Here is an 18804-nt window from a genome sequence, read left to right as displayed (position 1 = left end):
CCCTCACCATGCGTGGCAGCCGACATCACCGCTAGAGAGCGGCCGCAATCGCCTTTGCTAGCGCCCCCAGTTCTGCGTCATCCGCCTTTCCGCCCGCATGGGCAGCGAGCGGCACCCCGTCATAGGCGGGGATCAGATGAAAATGCAGGTGAAACACCGTCTGCCCGGCAGCGGCCTCGTTGAACTGCGCCAGTCTGATGCCATCGGCGCCCGTAGCCCGCTTCAGTGCCTGGGCAACCCGTTGCATGATCGGCATGACGGCCGAGAGCACCTGCGGGTCGGCATCGAGCAGGTTGCGCGACGGCATCTTGGGAATGACCAGCGTGTGACCGCGCGACTGCGGAAAGATGTCCATCATCACCAGCGCGGTATCGTCTTCGTAAACTTTGTGCGCCGGGATTTCGCCACGCAGGATTTTGCCGAAGATGTTGGACGAGTCGTAGCTCATGTCACTCAGCCGGCTGGGATATGTCCGGCTGCCCCTTCTGGAAAAAACGAAAGCGGAAATAGTTCAGCACGGCGAGCCCGGTCAGCGTGACGGGCACGTAGCGAAAGCCGCGGCGGATAAAGAACAGCGCCATGTTGACCGCGGTCTTGGCACTCATGGCACCTTTGCCCATGGCGGAGGTGAAAGACGACGGCACGATATGCCGGTAGATGAGCGCGTCCGAACGGTAGTAGTCCCGCGCCCTGAGGGCATAAGCACGCTTGGATGCAGAATAGGCTTTGAGCTCGTCCATTCCCATGTCGCCATGGAATTCGACCTCGGAACCTAGCGCCCAGACCTCCGGTGGAGTCAGGCGGGCCTTGCCCAGCTCCGTGAAAAGCTCGGTGAGATCGCGGAATGTGACGTTGTTGGCGTTCCAGCAGTCCTCGGTTTTGGCACCGTGCGCCAGCACCAGCACATCGGCGCGGGCCAGTTTTTCCCTCATTGCATCATAGTTTCCGGCAGTGAAGTCGACACCGGACTTGGCGGTTTCGACGATGGCGCCCAACCGCGTGAGAGCCGTCACCATGGCCGAACCAAAAGCGCCGCCAGCGCCGGTCACGAGGAACCGCCGCCCCTCGATCTGGCAACTGGTACCCGCGATCAAGTCGAACACGTTCGCGAAGGACGAAAAGAAGTTGTGCGGATAGACGTGGTGCATGGCGTGGTAGTTGTTGTCCACCCACAGCAGTCCCTGCTGCCCACCGACGCGGTCCATTGACATATGGTTGTAGTCGAGGCCTTCCTCGCGCAGCGTCATCACCAGCATGACGGTGCGGATCGCGGCGACGGCGGCGATTGGGGGCCAGGGAAACACCAGCAGGAACACGAGCGTCCCGGCCATCGAGGTGAGGTATTCAGGCAGGATGTGGAACCAGATATTGGCCCGGGCATAGGCCGGGTTGATCTGCATATCGAGCCCGAGGAACTTGTGATGCACCCAATGCCAGGACGAGAACGTCCGAAGCAGGGGGATCTTCGAGCCCTCCCATTTGTGCAGCACCCAATGGAGAGCATCGAACAGCGCCGTCGATGCGACGAAGGCCAGTGCGGCCTGCAGCAGGAAGATCGCAATGTCCCAGATCATGTTTTCTACTTAGCGGGGATGGCGGGACGTTGGAAGTAGCGATCGCGCTACCGGCGTCTAGCTGTCCGTGCGGTCGCCCTTGCGGAAAGGCGTGAACTGTTCGAGCAATTCCTGGTTCCGTTCGACTGCGTCCCGTTCGTGCTCGAGGAAATCGGCGACAGCATCGCGCAGGCCCTGATGGGCAATCCAGTGTGCCGAATAGGTGGTAGCAGGCGCATAGCCGCGAGCCAGCTTGTGCTCGCCCTGGGCTCCGGCCTCTACCACATCCATCTTGTGGGCGATCGCATAATCGATCGCCTGGTAATAGCAAAGTTCGAAGTGGAGAAACGGAACATCCCGCGTGCAGCCCCAGTTGCGGCCGTAAAGGCGATCCTTGCCCAGGAAGTTGATGGCACCCGCTATCGCCTCGGGACCATCATAGGCCAGCATCAGTACAATGCGGTGGGGCATTGTCGTGTGGAGCCGTGAGAAAAACTCGCGGTTTAGGTAGGGCCGGCCCCACTTGCGCGCCCCAGTATCCTCATAGAATGCGTAGAACGCGTCCCAGTGCTCCTCGCGCAGATCGAACCCGGAAAGCCATTTGACGGTGAGGCCGTCGGCCAGCGCATCGCGCCGTTCGCGGCGGATGGTCTTGCGCTTGCGCGACGAGAGCGTTTCGAGGAAGTCGTCGAAGGTGGCAAAGCCTTCGTTGTGCCAGTGGAACTGCGTATCAAACCGCTTGAGCCAACCATCTGCTTCGATCTCTTCGGCTTCATCGGACGGCAGGAAAGTGGCATGAACCGACGAGGCGTTGCGCTGGATCGCCAGCTGTCGCGCCGTCGACAGGAGCGCTGCCTTGATCGCCGGATCCCCCGAGGGTACCAGCAATTTGGGCGCCGTAACCGGGGTGAAGGGCACCGAGCACTGCAGCTTGGGGTAATAGCTTCCCCCGGCGCGTTCCAGCGCATTGGCCCAGCCGTGGTCGAAGACATATTCGCCCATCGAATGGGACTTGAGAAACAGCGGCATCAGGCCCAGCGGTTGACCGCTGTCGTCGCTGAGCAGGATGTGTTGAGGTTGCCAGCCTGTGCGCCTGGTTGCACAGCCGGAATCCTCGAGCGCTGCAAAGAAGGCGTGATCCAGGAATGGGTTGTCGACCCTCCCGTCGGTGGACGGCGCAAGACTATTCCAAACGGCAGCAGGAATGCTGGCCGTCGTTGCGTGAATGGTGGCGCGAAGGGTCGGCTGGTCAGCCAAGGCGGGTCCCGGGAGGGTCAACAGGTCTGATAGAAATAGGATGGTTCGCCCGGCATTGTAAGATTGCGATCGCGTCGGATCACGGAGATTTGGCGCCCACGGGCCGCGCAGCTCATTTCGAAGTTCGCAGCCTCGGTGTCTGTATATTCGATCGCCAGCACCGAGCGACCGTAAACGTCCATATAGCGATCGCACTCGTCATAGGCCTGGCAGGATTCGACGATGGCAAAATCAAAGCCTGCGGCCTTTCCAAGCGTACCCAGATCGCCACTGTTCTTTTGCGCGAAGGCCAGTCCGAGACCGTGCGCCTGATCGATCAGCAAACGGGCATAGGCCAGGTTGTCATCGACGGACAAGGCACCGTCCGAGCGGGAATAGGTGTCGAGGTTATCTGCCTCTATCGCATCGTAGCCATCAGCGGCGCATTGCGCGATCCACTCGCCGACTATCGCTGCCAGCGACGCACGTTTGTCGGCAGAACCGGTATCGAACAGGACTTCACCAGGCCAGTTGGGGTCCTCGAAAAGGGCAGCACCCTGCCGCAGCAGGAGATCGGGATGGTTTGCCACCCACCAGGCTGTCTCGTGCGGCTGGGTCTGGAAGGCATTCACACAACAGATGTTGTAAAGCCCAGGGGCTGGCGCCTCAGACCGATCCCGACTGACGATCATTGTCCCCCGGGGCGGCTCGTAGGCGCCGCCCAACTGGGAATCGTACTGGCCGCCGGCGTGAGGCAAACGAACATCATGCGCCGCGGCGTGCCCTCCGGCCAGGACCACGAGCAGCAGGATGGCCAAGCGACTACGCAGGCTGAAAGCCTTCGAAAACGATCTGGTCGGCATGGCGTCGGGCTGCGTCAGCTTCGGCCTGGGTGCGGATCGTCCATGCGGTAACCGGCTTGCCCAGCGCGCGCCAGAATACGATGGCGGGCAGCTCCAGCGCATCCTTGGCGCAGGAGATGAAGTCGAACCGTGTCTCATGCCAATGAAGCAGGTGCCGCAGCGTATAGCGCTGGTCTTCGGTGAGGTGCACGTCCTCGCTGGCATCGGCATAGTCGTAGGTAATGATGCCGCGCGGACCGACAAATCCGAATTGTCTGATGGCCGTCAGGAGGTTCGGGTCAAACGATTCGACCGTCACGGGGCCTTCATAAGTCTTGAGTGCCTCAGCTACCGACCGGGCCAGAAGCTGCGTTCCCGCCGTGTCGCGCTGGTGCTTGAGTTCGATCTGCAACAGCGTGCGGCCGCGGATTTGGGCCAGGAAATCGGTGAATTTCTGCGGACAATCACCGGCAGAACTACCCAGCAGCGGGGTCGAGGTGAGCTCACTTGCGGGCCTGTCGGAAATCGCACCAGGCATGCCCAGGAGGCGCTCCCCATCATCGTCGTGGAATACGAAAGGTACGCCATCGCTGCTGAGCTGAATGTCGCATTCGATGGCGTGGCCCTGGGCTATCGCAGCCTCAAAGGCGCTTGCGCTGTTTTCGATGACGCCATTGGCGCGATCATGCAGTCCGCGATGGGCAATCAGATTGGGAAACAGGGGATCGGTCATGCAATCCTCGTCGGCGTGGACGTGCTTCATGGCACCGTAATGTGACGATGATGTGCAGCTAGACTTCGACGACCGCGTCGATCTCAACCGCGGCGCCGAAGGGCAGGGACGCTACGCCGAAGGCGGCGCGGGCATGCTTGCCATTCTCGCCCAGCACGCCCACCAGCAGGTTTGAGCAGCCATTGGCCACCAGATGCTGTTCGGTGAATTCGGGAGTGGATGCCACCAGGACCGTGAGCTTGAGGATGCGCTTGATACCCTCGAGCGGCACGCCACCGATATGGACGATTTGCGCCAGGACGTTGAGAGCGGCCAACTCGGCGGCATTGGCACCCTGCACGACGTTCATGGTGTCGCCAAGCAGTCCCGTCACCACGCCGTGTTCATTGCTCGAAATCTGGCCGGAGACATAGAGCAGGTTGCCCGTCCGGGTAACGGGTACGTAGTTGGCCACCGGCGCCTTGGCTGCGGGCAGTTCGTAACCGAGTTCGCGGAGCTTTTCGATCGGGCTGGTCATCTGTTCTTGCCTTCTTGTTGTTCGTCGTCTGGTTCAGCCGGCGCCGGGGCAGGCTTGTGTCGGTAGAGCTTGCCCCGCACTACAGCCTCCCGGCCAAAGCGGTTGCGCACTCTGTCCATGGCACGCTCCGCCGCCGCCTTGCGGGCAATCGCCGGCTCCAGCAGGTCGGCTGGATCACTGCCATCTGCCTCATCGATACCGGAAACGCCGATTCCAATCAGCCTGAAAGCAGTGCCATCCACTTCACGCTCCAGTAGCGAGCGGCCGGTTTCGTACATCACATTGGCCAGTTGCGTTGGGATCATCAGATGCCGGGCGCGTGTGCGCAAGCGGAAACCCGCGGATTTGAGTTTAAGCGTCACCGTGTCGCCGACGACGTTCTTTGCCTTCAGGCGCTCCGAAAGACGCTCCGTCACATGAAGCAGCTCGGTAGAAAGCTGATCGAGATCGCTGATATCATTGTTGAATGTGGTCTCGGAGGAAATGGTTTTCATTTCGCCGTCAGACGATATCCGTCGGCTATCCTCGCCGCGAGCCAACCGGGCGAGCCGGGCGCCGGTCTCGCCATAGCGGCGCATGAGGTTCTCCGGAGGCTCATCCTGCAACTGGCCGATGGTGATCAGGCCGTCCTTGCGCAGCGTTTCGGCAAACACCTTGCCAACACCATAAATCAGGCTGATGGGCTTGGGCGCGAGAAGCGATAAGGTCTCGGCTTTGCCGATGATCGCAAAACCGCGTGGCTTGTCCAGGTCGGACGCTACCTTGGCCAGGAACTTGTTGTGGCTGAGCCCGACTGAAATGGTGACGCCCAGTTCGGTCTCGATGGTCTTGGCGAAACGGGCCAGAACGAGTGCTGGCGGGGCCTTGTGCAGCGCCTGGGTGCCTGCGAGGTCAAGGAAGGCTTCGTCGATCGACAGCGGCTCAACCAGCGGCGTCAGCGCGTCCATGTGTTGGCGAATCTGGCGGCTTACCGCGACATACTTGGCCATGTTGGGCTTGATGATGATGGCGTCGGGACAGAGTTTCCGCGCCTGGAACATCGGCATGGCCGAGCGTACACCCGATTGACGCGCGATGTAGCAGCAGGTCGACACTACGCCGCGCGTACCGCCCCCGATGATAAGCGGCTTGTCGCGCAGGCTGGGATCGTCCCGCTTCTCCACCGAAGCATAGAATGCGTCGCAGTCGACATGGGCGGTCGATAGCTGGAACAGCTCGGCATGGCTGAGCAGACGCGGCGAGCCGCAGCCGGGGCAGCGGGCAAGGGCGCTTGCGCTGGAGCCGCTCGTCAGGCAGTCGCGGCAGAGCCAGTCCAGAGCCACGCGCTACCCCGATGGATTGAGCCGATGCCAGACCCGCATGAATTGCTCCGGCGACATGCCGGAATTTGCGCAGAGGGCGAGCAGAATCGGTTCATTTGAGGCAAAATAGTCGATGAGACCGCGCTGGAAACCAGTCGAACCCACCGATCTGCGCAGCGTGTCTGGATCAAGACCGGCAAACTGCATGAAGGCCAGGAGTTCATCGGGGTTTTCGGCGAGATATCCAAGGCAGGCATCAGCCAGGGATGCGGCGGAAGTCTCGGCTTTTTCGGAACGCGGCACCACCGGCCTCATTTGGTGTTTTGTAACAGATTCAATGTTAGCTGAACCAGGCGGCAAAGCGAAGCGCCGCCAGCGCCTTAGCGGCGCGGAGAAGGATCAATGCCAAAGACCGTCATGATCGTTGAGGACAACGAGCTCAATATGAAGCTCTTCAATGATCTGCTGGAATCGCGCGGCTATGCCGTTATCCAGACGCGCAATGGCATGGAAGCGCTCGATCTTGCACGCGCCCACCATCCTGACTTGATCCTGATGGATATCCAACTGCCGGAGGTCTCTGGCCTGGTTGTCACCAAGTGGCTCAAGGATGATGACGATCTGGCTCATATCCCCGTCATCGCCGTCACCGCCTTCGCCATGAAAGGCGACGAGGAGCGAATTCTCCAGGGTGGCTGTGAGGGTTACATCAGCAAGCCGATCTCCGTGCCTCACTTTCTGGAAACTATTGCTCGCTACATTGGGCCGGCCTGACCGCGCAGAGCCAGCCCGTCTGCCTGCCTGATCAGCCCGCTCGACGCCGTTGGGGGACGCCAGCGGCCGGCGACAGGTTCGGGGCTCTACCAGTGACTGCACGCGTACTGATCGTTGACGACATTCCCACCAATGTCCGTTTGCTCGAAGCCCGGCTGACGGCAGAATACTATGAAGTCGTAACGGCCTCCTCTGGTCCCCAAGCCATTGAAATTTGTAACACTTCCGACGTCGACATCATTCTGCTCGATGTGATGATGCCCGAAATGGATGGGTTCGAGGTTTGCCAGCGGCTCAAGGCGAACCCCAAGACCCAGCATATTCCAGTCCTGATGGTCACGGCGCTCGATCAGCCCTCCGATCGCGTACGCGGCCTCGAAGTCGGCGCCGATGATTTCCTGACCAAGCCGGTCGACGACATGCAGCTGATGGCGCGCGTCAAGAGCCTGGTGCGACTCAAGTCCCTCACCGATGAGCTGCGCGCCCGCGCCACGACGGGCCAGCAGATCGCCATCGAAGACTCCATGCGCGCCATGGACAAGATCAATACCGCTGCCGGCTCGATCCTGATCGTCGACACCGACCAGCGTCACGCCGAGCGGATCAAGAACTACCTCTCGCCCGAGCATGCCGTGGATATCCTGCTGCAGCCGGCCGATGCCGTGTTCCAGGTAACCGGCGCGAGCTACGAACTGGCGCTGGTCGCCATGGCACTGACCGATTTCGACCCCCTGCGGGTTTGTTCGCAGATCCGTACCCTGGAGCACACGCGCAACCTCCCCATCATCCTGATTGCCGACGAAGCCGACAAGCCAAAGGTGGTGCGCGCGCTTGACCTGGGGGTCAACGACTACATTTCTCGGCCCGTGGAGCGCAACGAGCTGGCGGCGCGTGTCCGCACCCAGCTTCGCCGGCAGCGCTACGCGTTGGAACTGCGCCAGAGCGTCAACAACACCATGGCATTGGCCGTAACCGACGACATGACCGGGCTCTATAATCGGCGCTACTTCGACCGCCACCTGGGCGTCATGCTGGGCAAGGCCCAGAGCCAGGAACGCGACATGGCCCTGATGATCCTGGATATCGACCACTTCAAGGCCGTCAACGACACCTATGGTCACGACATCGGCGATGCGGTGCTCAAGGAGTTTGCCGCGCGTCTCAAGCGCAATATCCGCGGGGTCGACCTGGCCTGCCGCTTCGGGGGCGAGGAGTTCGTGGTGTTGATGCCCGATACCGATTTCGGTCAGGCTGAACTCGTGGCCGAGCGGGTACGGCAGTCGATCGCCGAGCGCAGTTTCGAGGTCAATGCCGGTCGGCCGCTGTCAGTGACGGTATCGGCTGGAGTGACGCTCAACGAGAGTGCTGCCGACACGCCGGAATCCCTGATCAAGCGCGCGGATGTGGCGCTCTATCGGGCCAAGCGCGAAGGGCGCAACCGGGTCGTGTTCGACGCCGCGTAAAATCCTTCGCAATTGGACGCGTTAGGGTTATCTGTTATAATTAACAAGCGGTTACCGGCCGCAAGAGGCTGGTTTGCCTTGAGTTTTCTGGGCCAAAGCGTAGGTTGCCCTCAACACCAGCGAGCCACCCAACAGGGCCTCCGCTGAGGGTTCCCTACGGCTTTCTCAGGTCCGCCGCAACTCCTGAGTCCCGTAGGGCGGTTGGTCCGGATGCGGACAGAGTGGCCTCTTCGACATGCCGCTCCGGACCAGCCACTCCACTTCCCATCCAGCGCAGAACCGCGACGGAATGATGCACATACTGTGCAGCACAATCGCGCAGATTCGCCACCGGGTTTCGCGTTTCTGTCACAGCCCAGCAAAAAGCCCCGCATCTGACGATGCGGGGCTTCTCGCTTCTCGTCTGGAGCAGGCGCCAGATTACTTGATCTTGGCTTCCTTGAACTCGACATGCTTGCGCACGACCGGGTCGTACTTGTTGTACGACAGCTTCTCGGTCTGGGTACGGGCGTTCTTCTTGGTGACGTAGTAGTAGCCAGTATCAGCCGTCGACACGAGCTTGATCTTGACGGAAGCGGCTTTGGCCATGGTCAGTCCTCACAAAAGCAAAGGCGCCGCGGAATCCCCGGCGCCGGAATTTGGGCGCAACCTACGGATTTTGGTCCGGAAGTCAAGACAGATCAGTCTCGCTGGCCGGTGCCGAAGCCATACATGTGGTTGGCCCATTGCAGGCCCACGATTGCCCCCTTGATCGAGGGCAGCATGGCCAGCGGCAGGATGATCGCCAGCGGGATCATCGACAATACATAGGTCATGGGCTGGACCTTGTAGGTCATGTCCAGATGCAGCATCAGGAAGACGATGATGTGGCCCACGATGGTGATCGCCAGATAGGGCGGCAGGTCGTCGGCCCGATGCAGGTTCAGTTGCTCGCCGCAGACCTCGCACTGGTCTGCCACCTTGAGGTAGGCTCGGAACATGCGGCCCTTGCCGCAATGGGGGCACCGGCAGAGGGTGCCGCGCCACATTGCCTGGCCGACGCTGCGATCCTGGAGTGTCTTGGAACCCATGCCTTCACCTCTTCTTCCGGCCCTTCGGACCGTAACTCCTAGATGGGCGCTTTGGGTTCCTCCGACCAGATGACGGATTGCCGCGCGTGCCTTCGGAGAGCAACTCGAAGCGGAGAGCGCCAGCCACCGGAGCGGCCTCGACAAGCCGCACCGTGACGCGATCGCCCAGGGCGAATTTTTCGCCGCTGCGATCGCCGATCATCGCCTGCTGGTCCTCGGCATAGCGGTAGAAGTCTTCGCCGAGCGTGGAAGCGGGAATGAAGCCATCCGCGCCGGTTTCCAGCAGGCGCACAAACAGGCCCGAGCGGGTGACGCCCGAAATGCGCCCCTCGAAACGTGCGCCGATCTGTGCGGCGAGAAACTGGGCCAACAGGCGATCAGCAGTCTCGCGCTCGGCCATCATCGCCCGACGTTCGGTCGCCGAAATATGCTGGGCGATACCTGCCAGGCGAAGTGCCTCGTTCTCGCTCAAGCCGTCATCGCCCAGGCCGAGGGCGGTGACCAGAGCGCGGTGTACGATGAGGTCGGCATAGCGGCGAATGGGCGAGGTGAAGTGCGCATAGCGGTCGAGGTTTAGACCGAAATGCCCATAGTTCTCGGCGGCGTACTCGGCCTGGGCCTGGCTGCGCAACACCATCTCGCTGACCTGCTCGACATTGCCCGCTTTCCTGGCCTGGCCGAGGATGCCGTTGAAATCGCTGGCCCGGACGCTGTCGGACTTCTTGATTGCGATATCGAGCGAACCGAGGAAATCGCGTAACGCCTGCAGTTTCTCCGACGACGGCTCGTCATGCACGCGGTAGAGCAGGGCGGATTTCTTTGCCTCTAGCGTTTCCGCGGCGGCCACGTTGGCCGCAATCATCATCTCCTCGATGAGGCGATGCGCGTCGAGGCGTTCGGGAACACGGATGTCCTTCACCATGCCCTTGTCATCAAGCACGATCTTGCGCTCGGGCAGGTCCAGGTCGAGTGGGCCGCGCTTGTCGCGCGCTGCCGCCATGGCCGCGTAGGCGTTCCATAGTGGACCCAGGATGGGTTCCAGCAGCGGCCCGGTCTTGTCGTCAGCCTGGCCGTCGATGGCGGCCTGGGCCTGCTGGTAGCTGAGCTTGGCGGCCGAGCGCATCAGCACGCGATGGAAGGTATGACTGCGCTTCCGGCCATCAGCGCCCATCACCATCCGCACAGCCAGCGAAGCGCGCGGCTCGCCTTCCTTGAGCGAGCAGAGGTCGTTGGAAATCCGCTCCGGCAGCATGGGCACGACCCGGTCCGGAAAATAGACCGAGTTACCGCGCAGATAGGCTTCGCGGTCGAGTGCTGTGCCCGGCCGCACATAGGCCGCTACGTCGGCGATCGCCACATAGACGATGTGACCGCCTGGATTGGCTGGGTCATCATCGGGCTGGGCATAGACAGCGTCGTCATGGTCCTTGGCATCGAACGGATCGATGGTGATGAGCGGCAGATCGCGCCAATCTTCACGCCCTTTGAGGGTGGCTTCCTTTGCCTCCCCTGCCTCTCGGATGACGGAAGCCGGGAAACGGTAAGGGATTTCGAGATTGTGAATGGCGATCAGGCTGACGGCGCCTTCGGAGGCGGGGTTGCCAATCACCGCGGTGACCTTGGCGCGCGGCATCATCAGCCTGCCGGAAAGCTTGACCTCGACTTCGACGAGATCGCCGTCCTTGGCGTCCATCAGGTCGCCCAACGGAATGCGCATTTCCTTCTGCTTGCGATCCACCGGAATGAGCCGGGCGCCATCCTCGTCCATGCGGACGACGCCGATATGTCCGCGGCGTGGCTTGTCGAGGATCTTCATCGCCTTGGCGGTATAGTGCGGCACTTCACCGTCGCCGGCATCGATGCGCGCGAGAATGCGGTCGCCCGGCGCCGGAACGACCCGGGCGTCGCGGCCGCCCAGCACGATGACGCGGGGCTTGTCGCCTTCTTCCTCGTTCCACTGCGCCGGATAGGCATGCATGTTGTCCGGATCGGCATCGGTGGGTATGTCGAGCACGGTGACGTGGGGCAGGGCGGCGGTGCGGCGCAACGCCTTGCGCGTGCGCGTGATGATGCCTTCGCCCTCGAGCGCGGCCAGCATGGCCTTGAACGGGCGGCGCATGTCGCCCCGGATGCCGAACACCTTGGCCAGGTCGCGCTTGCCCTTGATGTCCGCCTGCTCGGCCAAAGCCTCTAGCAATTGCTCGCGCGTGGGCAATTCGCTGGCACGAGGCGTGGTGGCGCGGCGCGGACCTGAAGTGTTGCGCGGCTTCTTAGTAGTTTTGGGAGTTTTCATGTTGAGCAATATGTAGGCGATGGGGGCGTGTTCGGCAAATGGGTGCATCGATTGAACGATACCCACCAGCCATTACACTCGGGCTTGACCCGAGAGTGTTGCACTCGTGGGTCAAGCCCGAGGGTGACGATCGAGTTATTGGCAGACTGGTGGTCCATTGAGCGGCATGACGCTACCTTGGCCGTACGACTCGCACCGACCGGACCCTTTCATGACCATCCCCTTTTTCGACGGCCACAATGATACCCTGCTGCGCCTGCTGGAGGCGCCGGGGGCCGATAAGGAAAGACCATTCATTGACGGCAGCAAGGACGGGCACATCGACTTGCCGCGGGCGAGAGCCGGTGGGATGAATGGCGGGTTCTTCGCCATGTTCCCGCCGCCGCTCAAGTCGGCCACCGCCAGCCCGCCGATGGGGCTCGATCCCAACCTTCCACCCGAACTGGTGATCGCCGATGCGCTCGCCTCGACCAATGGCATGGCGTCGATCATGTTCCGGCTGGAACGGGCAGGGGCGTTGGCTGTCTGCCGAAATGGCGCCGAGCTGCGCTCAGCAATCGAGCGGGACACGCTGGCAGCTATCTTCCACATCGAGGGCGCCGAGGCGATCGACACTGATTTCCACTCCTTGGACGTGCTCTACGCCGCCGGGCTGCGCTCGATCGGCATCACCTGGAGCCGGGCCAATGCCTTTGGGACCGGCGTACCCTTCCGCTTCAATGTCGATCCCGATATCGGACCGGGGCTGACCGATGCCGGCAAGGAACTGGTACGCGTCTGTAACGCGATGGGCGTGATGCTGGACCTCAGCCATCTCAACGCAGCCGGCTTCCGCGATGTCGCCGCGATCAGCAGCCACCCGCTGGTCGCGACCCACTCAAACGTCTTTGCCATCTGCCCGCATGCCCGCAATCTGGTGGACTGGCAGCTGGCAGCAATCCGCGAAAGCGGCGGCATGGTCGGCCTCAACTTTGCCACCGGGTTCCTGCGGCCCGACGGCAGGTTCGTGCCCGAAACCGACCTCGACATCATGGTGCGTCACGTGGATGCGCTGGTGGAGGCGCTGGGCGAGGATGGCGTGGCCCTGGGCAGTGACTTCGACGGCGCCATGATGCCGACAGTGATCGGCGACGTCACCGGTGTGCAGATGCTGCTGCAGGCGCTTCTCGACAAGGGCTACGGGGAAACTTTGGTCCGCAAGATTGCGATGGGCAACTGGCTCGCAATGGTGCAGCGGGTGATGGGGTAGACCCTCTCGATCGTCACCCTCGGGCTCGACCCGAGGGCGTTACACTTGCCGCGTTCAGTCAGTGCAGAGCCCTCGGGTCGAGCCCGAGGGTGACGCGCTCCTAGAACGGAACGTCTTCGGCCTTGACCGTCTTCTTCGGTGCGGCCTTCTTCGCCGTTAGCTTTTTGGCAGCTGTCGCCTTGGTGGCCGGTTTCTTGGCAGTCGTCTTTTTGGCCGGTGCCTTCTTGACCTTCGCACCCGTGGCTTCGGCTCGGGCGGCGATCCACTGTACGGCCTGTTCCAGCGTTACATCTTCGGGCTTGACGTCCTTGGGAATGGTCGCATTGACCTTGCCCTGGTTCACGTAGGGGCCATAGCGGCCGGCTCGCACGGTGATCGGCCCGTTGTCGTGCTCGAAGGTCTGGATGGCGGCAACCGCCGCGCCGCCCCGTTTGAAGCCGCCCGCGGCTTTTTGGGCGATCAGATCCACGGCGCGGTTGAGGCCGACGGTGAAGACCTCTTCGACATCTGGCAGGTTGGCATACTTGCCGTCGTGCAGCACAAAGGGTCCGTAGCGTCCGATACCGGCGGATATGGGCAGGCCGGTTTCCGGGTGGAGGCCGACTTCACGCGGAAGGGACAGCAGCTTGAGTGCGGCTTCCAGCGTAAGAGAGGCGGCATCCCAGCCGCGCGGCAGAGAGGAGCGCTTGGGTTCCTCGCCCTCGCCGAGCTGCACGTAGGGACCAAAGCGGCCGGATTTGAGATGTACTTCCTCACCGGTCTCAGGATCGGTGCCGAGCACCCCGTCACCGGGCGCGGCTTCGCAAGAACGGCCGGCCGCGGCGTCCGACAGCTGGGTGGTATGCTTGCATTCTGGGTAGTTGGAACAGCCGATGAAGGCGCCGAACTTGCCCAGTTTCAGCGACAACTGGCCGGTGCCGCAGGTGGGGCAGCGGCGCGGGTCCGAACCATCTTCCCGTGGCGGAAAAATGCGGCTTGCCAAGGCGTCGTTAAGTGCGTCGAGCACTTCGGAAACACGGAGATCCTTGATCTCCTCGGTGGCGGAGGTGAAATCCCGCCAGAAGTCGCGCAGCACCTGCTTGTAGTCGAGGTCCCCGGCGGAAATCTCGTCGAGCTGCTCCTCGAGGCCGGCGGTGAATCCATATTCGACATAGCGGTTGAAGAAGTTTTCGAGAAACGCCGTGACGATGCGCCCGCGATCCTCGGGGTGGAGGGCCTTGCCTTCCAGCCGGACATAGTCGCGGTCCTTGAGCGTGCTCAGCGTCGCCGCGTAGGTCGAGGGGCGTCCGATGCCGAGCTCTTCCATCTTCTTGATGAGGCTGGCTTCGGTATAGCGGCTCGGCGGCTGGGTGAAATGCTGCTCGATATCGACCTGCTGCAGGCTGGGCTTGTCGCCGACGGCCAGCGCCGGCAGTTCGCGGCTGTCTTCGTCCTCGTCATCGGGCTCGTCGGACTTGGCCTCGACGCCCCAGAGCTTGAGAAAACCAGGGAAAGTGACGACCGACCCGACGGCCCGCAGCTCGACCGAGCGTCCGGGCACGTTGACGGCAATATCGACCGTGGTCCGGTCGATTTCGGCCGACTTCATCTGCGACGCCAAGGTGCGGCGCCAGATCAGCCCATAGAGCTTGGCCTGGTCGGCATCGAGATTGAGCTGCTCGGGCCTCTTGAACATGTCCGTGGGACGGATCGCTTCGTGCGCTTCCTGGGCGTTCTTGGCCTTGGTCTGGTAGATGCGCGCCTTTTCCGGCAGGTACTCCTCGCCGAAATACTTGCCGATCACCGACCGGGCCATGGCGATGCCCTCGGGCGCCATCTGCACGGCGTCGGTACGCATGTAGGTGATCAGCCCATCCTCATAGAGCCGCTGGGCGATCTGCATGGTGCGATTGGGCGAGAGGCCCAGGCGCGAGGAGGCGTCCTGCTGCAGGCTCGAGGTCGTGAAGGGCGCGTAGGGATTGCGCTTGGTCGGCTTCTTTTCGACGTTGGCGACGTTGAACTGGCCGGCCTCGATGAGCTTTTTCAGCTCGGCGGCATTTTCACCGGTCTTGATGTCGAGCTTGTCGGTCTTCTTGCCATCGACCGAAAAGAGGCGGGCGAGGAAGCTCTTGCCGCCCTGCGCCAGCTTGGCTTCGACCGACCAGTATTCCTCGGCCTTGAACTTCTCGATCTCGGCCTCGCGGTCCGACACCAGGCGCAGCGCCACCGATTGCACGCGACCAGCCGAGCGCGAGCCGGGCAGCTTGCGCCAAAGGATGGGCGAAAGGGTGAAGCCGACGAGATAGTCAAGCGCGCGGCGGGCCAGATAGGCATCGACCAGCGGCATGTCGATTTCGCGTGGTTTGGCCATCGCGGCGGTGACTGCATCCTTGGTGATGGCGTTGAACACGACGCGTTGGACCGGGGTATCTTTCTTGAGCGCCTTCTTCTGGCGCAGCACGTCCAGCACGTGCCAGGAAATGGCCTCGCCTTCGCGATCGGGGTCGGTTGCCAGGATCAGGCCGTCGGCGCCCTTGAGCGCGGACGCAATGTCACCCAGGCGCTTGCGAGAGGCGGTGTCGACCTCCCAAGACATGGCGAAATCTTCATCCGGACGCACCGAGCCATCCTTGGCCGGCAGGTCGCGGACATGGCCGAATGAGGCCAGGACTTCGTAGCCCGAACCCAGATATTTGTTGATTGTCTTGGCCTTAGCCGGACTTTCAACGACGACGACCTTCATGAAATACCCGTTCCGCAACGCTCGATAAGAAGTGGCGCAACATGGTGAAGCCGCGATGCGGTGTCAATGCGGGCTGCAACAGGCCCGCCGCCCTCTCTCTAAGAGAGAGAATTTTTCGGGGTGCCATGACCCGCGAGCAGAGGACTTGAAGCTGCCATACAAGATGTGCACAACTGGTCGGGCGCGTTCTGCGCACGCCCCTTTCAGCGCACAGCTTTTCAATCGACCAGCCCGCCGCATACGCAGACTCAGGTCCAGCGTCGCCGGGACCCAGGAGGATTTTGATATGGAATATCGCAAGCTCGGCAACAGCGGCGCCGTCGTCTCCGCCTATTGCCTCGGCACCATGACATTTGGCGCGGAATCGGATGAGGCGACATCGTTCCGGCTGATGGACGACTATGTTGCGGCCGGTGGCAATTTCATTGACACGGCCAATGTCTACAGCGCCGGGGTATCCGAAGAAATTGTCGGCCGTTGGCTCAAGACGAAGCCGACGGGGCTGCGCGATCTCGTCATCACGACCAAGGGCCGTTTTCCCATGGGTGACGGTCCCAACCATCTGGGCCTGTCGCGCAAGAACCTGCGCGAAGCGCTCGATGCATCGCTCAAGCGACTGGGCGTGGAGCACATCGACCTCTACCAGATGCACGCCTTCGACGCGCTTACCCCGCTCGAGGAAACCTTGCGGTTTCTCGATGACTCCATCCGTTCAGGCAAGATTGCCTATTACGGCTTCTCCAACTTCCTGGGCTGGCAGCTCACCAAGGCGGTTTGGATCGCCAAATCCAGCGGCTACCAGCCACCGGTGACGCTGCAGCCGCAATACAACCTGCTGATGCGCGACATCGAACACGAGATCGTGCCGGCCGCGCTCGATGCGGGTATAGGCCTGTTGCCCTGGTCACCGCTTGGTGGGGGATGGCTGAGCGGCAAATACAAGAAAGACCAGATGCCAACCGGCGCCACACGGCTCGGCGAGCGTCCGGACCGAGGCGGCGAGGCCTATGAGGGCCGCAATGCCAAGGCGGCCACCTGGGAGGTCATTGGCGCCCTGGAGGAGGTAGCCAACGCACGCGGCGCCAGCATGGCGCAGGTGGCACTCGCCTGGCTCGCCGTACGTCCAGCGGTTACGTCTGTGATCCTGGGTGCGCGGACTGTGGACCAGTTGAAGGACAACCTGGGCGCCGCAGAACTGGTGCTCACCGAAGCGGAAACGGAAAAACTGAACGCCGCAAGCAAGCCCGCGGTTGGCGACTACCCCTATGGCAGCCACGGAATTAGCCAGCGTCACCGCAAGATCGAAGGCGGCCGATAAACGGCTCAGCTATATCTGAGCGCCACCAACTGCCCGCTGGACCACTCGATCTGGCCCGCCAGGTCGAGTTCCAGCAACAGCATCTGCATTGCTGAGGCGGATAGACCGGACTGGCGCACGAGTTCATCCACCTCGATCGGCGTCGCCGTCAGCGCCGCCATCAGGCGAGACCTGTCGTCGGCAGTCGGCGGCGGGGCATCTGGCAGCAGGTCCGGTTCCCAGTCGCGATCAAACAGGGCACTCCGGGCGGGGTCGGCACTGCCCAGCGTCTCGACTATGTCCTCCGCGCAGGTGATCAGCTTGGCGCCCTGCTGAATCAGCGCATTGCCGCCTTCCGCCCGCGGGTCGAGCGGCGAGCCGGGAACGGCAAAGACATCACGGTTCTGCTCGAGGGCGAGGCGAGCGGTGATCAGCGAGCCGCTGCGCTTGGCCGCCTCCACCACCACGATCCCCAGCGAAAGACCGGAAACCAGGCGGTTACGCCTGGGAAAGTCGCGGGCTCGGGGCTCCCAGCCTAGCGGCATCTCGGTCAGCAGGGCCCCTCCATTGTCGAGAATGTCATGCGCGAGCGGAATATTCTCATCCGGATAGATTTTGTCGAAGCCACCGGCCAGGACGGCAATGGTGCCCGTTGTGAGCGTCGCCCGGTGTGCGGCGGTATCAATGCCGCGGGCCAGGCCCGAAACCACAGTGTAACCGCGCTCGCCGAGATCCCCGGCCAACATGCGGGTCATCTTGATGCCCGCGGCAGAGGCATTGCGCGCGCCGACGACGCCCACGGTCCGCTGCCAGTCGAGATTCTGTCCACCCGCCATCGTCAGCAAAGGCGGAGCAGCCGGAATATACTGAAGCAATGGCGGATAATCGGGGTCGACACTTGCAACAAGCCGTGCGCCGTAGCGGGACATCCCCGCGATCTCGTCCTCCGCCGCCGACTTGCTTGGCACCCTCAATGGCTTGCCGCTTCGACTCGCCAAATTAGGCAGCGCCTCGATGGCGGCTCCGGCAGAACCGAAGCGGCTTAGCAATTGGCGAAAGGTGGCGGGCCCGACATTGTCGGTCCGCAGCAGGCGCAGCCAATCGAGTCGCTGCGCATCGGTGAGGGCGGCACCCAGTCGAGGCGCCAAGGGCTAGGGCGCCTTCTTTTCGGAGCCGATCCTGGCCTCGGTGCCGCGCATCAGCCGCCCGATATTCTCGCGATGCTGGACGAAAAGCAGCAGGGCCATCACCGCCGTGGCCGCGGCCAACCACTCATTGACGACCACATAGGCAAAGATCGGGGCCGTGGCTGCCGCTGTCAGCGCCGCCAGAGAACTCATTTTCTGGGCAAAGGCGATAAGCAGCCAGACGCCGCAGAAGATCAGCCCCACGGGCCAGCTCAGCGCCAGCAGCGAACCGATCATGACGGCTACGCCTTTGCCGCCCTTTAAGCCCAGCCATACCGGGAAGCAATGACCCAGGAACGCCCCGATGGCAGCCAGCATGGCAGCCTGCTCGCCCCAGTAATAGCGGGCGACCAGGACGGGCAGGGCGGCCTTGCCCGCATCGAGCACCAGCGTAGCTGCCGCGAGCCAGCGATTTCCGGTCCGCAGGACATTGGTAGCGCCGATGTTGCCCGAGCCGATATTGCGAATGTCGCCGAGCCCCGCTGCCCGAGTCAGGAACAGGCCGAATGGTACCGAACCGCAGAGATAACCGATCAGCACGGCATAGATCAGGGTGACATCCACAGC

The 18804-nt window shown here is 62.4% G+C and carries 18 protein-coding genes; 4 read left to right on the top strand and 14 right to left on the bottom strand.

What is annotated here, in order from left to right; genetic code table 11:
• Positions 1-31 precede the first annotated feature (31 nt).
• The 8 genes from JI749_RS11840 to JI749_RS11805 are packed head-to-tail and all read right to left on the bottom strand — an operon-like array spanning position 32 to position 6485.
• The gene (locus JI749_RS11840; RefSeq protein ID WP_201653960.1) at positions 32-448 is read right to left on the bottom strand and encodes an HIT family protein; all 417 of its coding nucleotides are present in this window, start codon (positions 446-448) and stop codon (positions 32-34) included.
• A gap of 1 nt (position 449) precedes the next feature.
• Complete coding sequence (locus JI749_RS11835; protein ID WP_201653957.1) at positions 450-1574, bottom strand: hypothetical protein; 1125 nt, start codon at positions 1572-1574, stop codon at positions 450-452.
• A 57-nt stretch (positions 1575-1631) separates the two neighbouring features.
• A complete protein-coding gene (locus JI749_RS11830; RefSeq protein WP_201653954.1) occupies positions 1632-2810 on the bottom strand; it encodes a GNAT family N-acetyltransferase in 1179 nt (392 codons plus the stop codon).
• Positions 2811-2827: 17 nt separating this feature from the next.
• Positions 2828-3607, bottom strand: a complete 780-nt coding sequence (locus tag JI749_RS11825; protein ID WP_201653951.1) for an endo alpha-1,4 polygalactosaminidase — start codon at positions 3605-3607, stop codon at positions 2828-2830.
• A gap of 4 nt (positions 3608-3611) precedes the next feature.
• Positions 3612-4364, bottom strand: a complete 753-nt coding sequence (locus tag JI749_RS11820) for a glycerophosphodiester phosphodiesterase family protein (RefSeq protein ID WP_201653948.1) — start codon at positions 4362-4364, stop codon at positions 3612-3614.
• Positions 4365-4422: 58 nt separating this feature from the next.
• Positions 4423-4881, bottom strand: coding sequence for a RidA family protein (locus JI749_RS11815; RefSeq protein ID WP_201653945.1), 459 nt, complete (start codon positions 4879-4881; stop codon positions 4423-4425).
• A complete protein-coding gene (locus JI749_RS11810; protein ID WP_201653942.1) occupies positions 4878-6203 on the bottom strand; it encodes a DNA polymerase IV in 1326 nt (441 codons plus the stop codon). Before JI749_RS11810 ends, JI749_RS11815 begins: the two co-directional genes overlap by 4 nt.
• Positions 6204-6206: 3 nt before the next feature.
• A complete protein-coding gene (locus tag JI749_RS11805) occupies positions 6207-6485 on the bottom strand; it encodes a DUF3572 family protein (RefSeq protein ID WP_201653939.1) in 279 nt (92 codons plus the stop codon).
• Positions 6486-6584: 99 nt separating this feature from the next.
• Here JI749_RS11805 and JI749_RS11800 point away from each other — a divergent pair, with 99 nt between their 5' ends.
• Positions 6585-6956 carry a response regulator gene (locus tag JI749_RS11800; protein WP_056233995.1) on the top strand — a complete coding sequence of 124 codons (372 nt, stop codon included), beginning with the start codon at positions 6585-6587 and terminating at the stop codon, positions 6954-6956.
• Between the two features lie 92 nt (positions 6957-7048).
• Positions 7049-8419: a PleD family two-component system response regulator gene (locus tag JI749_RS11795; RefSeq protein WP_201653936.1), complete on the top strand. Its 1371-nt coding sequence runs from the start codon at positions 7049-7051 to the stop codon at positions 8417-8419.
• A 420-nt stretch (positions 8420-8839) separates the two neighbouring features.
• On the opposite strand, the gene rpmG is transcribed toward JI749_RS11795, so the two are convergent.
• From rpmG to rnr, 3 genes are all read right to left on the bottom strand, one after another.
• Positions 8840-9007: a 50S ribosomal protein L33 gene (rpmG, locus tag JI749_RS11790; RefSeq protein ID WP_056233989.1), complete on the bottom strand. Its 168-nt coding sequence runs from the start codon at positions 9005-9007 to the stop codon at positions 8840-8842.
• A 92-nt stretch (positions 9008-9099) separates the two neighbouring features.
• A complete protein-coding gene (locus JI749_RS11785) occupies positions 9100-9489 on the bottom strand; it encodes a DUF983 domain-containing protein (RefSeq protein WP_201653933.1) in 390 nt (129 codons plus the stop codon).
• A gap of 4 nt (positions 9490-9493) precedes the next feature.
• Entirely contained in the window at positions 9494-11782 is a 2289-nt protein-coding gene (gene rnr / locus JI749_RS11780; protein WP_201653930.1) for a ribonuclease R, read from the bottom strand.
• Between the two features lie 211 nt (positions 11783-11993).
• Between rnr and JI749_RS11775 the strand changes: the two genes are divergently transcribed.
• Positions 11994-13031, top strand: a complete 1038-nt coding sequence (locus JI749_RS11775; protein ID WP_201653928.1) for a dipeptidase — start codon at positions 11994-11996, stop codon at positions 13029-13031.
• Positions 13032-13131: 100 nt separating this feature from the next.
• Here JI749_RS11775 and topA read toward each other — a convergent pair whose 3' ends face one another.
• Positions 13132-15753, bottom strand: coding sequence for a type I DNA topoisomerase (topA, locus tag JI749_RS11770; RefSeq protein ID WP_201653925.1), 2622 nt, complete (start codon positions 15751-15753; stop codon positions 13132-13134).
• 286 nt (positions 15754-16039) lie between these two features.
• On the opposite strand from topA, the gene JI749_RS11765 reads away from it, so the two are divergent.
• Positions 16040-17071 (top strand): aldo/keto reductase, encoded by a 1032-nt coding sequence (locus JI749_RS11765; RefSeq protein ID WP_201653922.1) that lies wholly within the window; start codon positions 16040-16042, stop codon positions 17069-17071.
• Positions 17072-17076: 5 nt separating this feature from the next.
• On the opposite strand, the gene dprA is transcribed toward JI749_RS11765, so the two are convergent.
• Positions 17077-18198 (bottom strand): DNA-processing protein DprA, encoded by a 1122-nt coding sequence (gene dprA, locus JI749_RS11760; protein ID WP_201653919.1) that lies wholly within the window; start codon positions 18196-18198, stop codon positions 17077-17079.
• 3 nt (positions 18199-18201) lie between these two features.
• Positions 18202-18801 (bottom strand): glycerol-3-phosphate 1-O-acyltransferase PlsY, encoded by a 600-nt coding sequence (gene plsY, locus JI749_RS11755; protein WP_201653916.1) that lies wholly within the window; start codon positions 18799-18801, stop codon positions 18202-18204.
• Between the last annotated feature and the right edge of the window lie 3 nt (positions 18802-18804).

The organism is Devosia oryziradicis, assembly GCF_016698645.1.
Lineage (GTDB): Bacteria > Pseudomonadota > Alphaproteobacteria > Rhizobiales > Devosiaceae > Devosia > Devosia oryziradicis.
Note: the sequence above shows the minus strand (reverse complement) of the source record. Positions and strands in the feature narration are given on the sequence as shown.

Coding starts and splice junctions, on each gene's coding strand:
- JI749_RS11840 (WP_201653960.1), bottom strand. CDS start 448: ATGAGCTACGACTCGTCCAACATCTTCGGCAAAATCCTGCGTGGCGAA.
- JI749_RS11835 (WP_201653957.1), bottom strand. CDS start 1,574: ATGATCTGGGACATTGCGATCTTCCTGCTGCAGGCCGCACTGGCCTTC.
- JI749_RS11820 (WP_201653948.1), bottom strand. CDS start 4,364: ATGACCGATCCCCTGTTTCCCAATCTGATTGCCCATCGCGGACTGCAT.
- JI749_RS11815 (WP_201653945.1), bottom strand. CDS start 4,881: ATGACCAGCCCGATCGAAAAGCTCCGCGAACTCGGTTACGAACTGCCC.
- JI749_RS11800 (WP_056233995.1), top strand. CDS start 6,585: ATGCCAAAGACCGTCATGATCGTTGAGGACAACGAGCTCAATATGAAG.
- rpmG (WP_056233989.1), bottom strand. CDS start 9,007: ATGGCCAAAGCCGCTTCCGTCAAGATCAAGCTCGTGTCGACGGCTGAT.
- JI749_RS11785 (WP_201653933.1), bottom strand. CDS start 9,489: ATGGGTTCCAAGACACTCCAGGATCGCAGCGTCGGCCAGGCAATGTGG.
- rnr (WP_201653930.1), bottom strand. CDS start 11,782: ATGAAAACTCCCAAAACTACTAAGAAGCCGCGCAACACTTCAGGTCCG.
- JI749_RS11775 (WP_201653928.1), top strand. CDS start 11,994: ATGACCATCCCCTTTTTCGACGGCCACAATGATACCCTGCTGCGCCTG.
- topA (WP_201653925.1), bottom strand. CDS start 15,753: ATGAAGGTCGTCGTCGTTGAAAGTCCGGCTAAGGCCAAGACAATCAAC.
- JI749_RS11765 (WP_201653922.1), top strand. CDS start 16,040: ATGGAATATCGCAAGCTCGGCAACAGCGGCGCCGTCGTCTCCGCCTAT.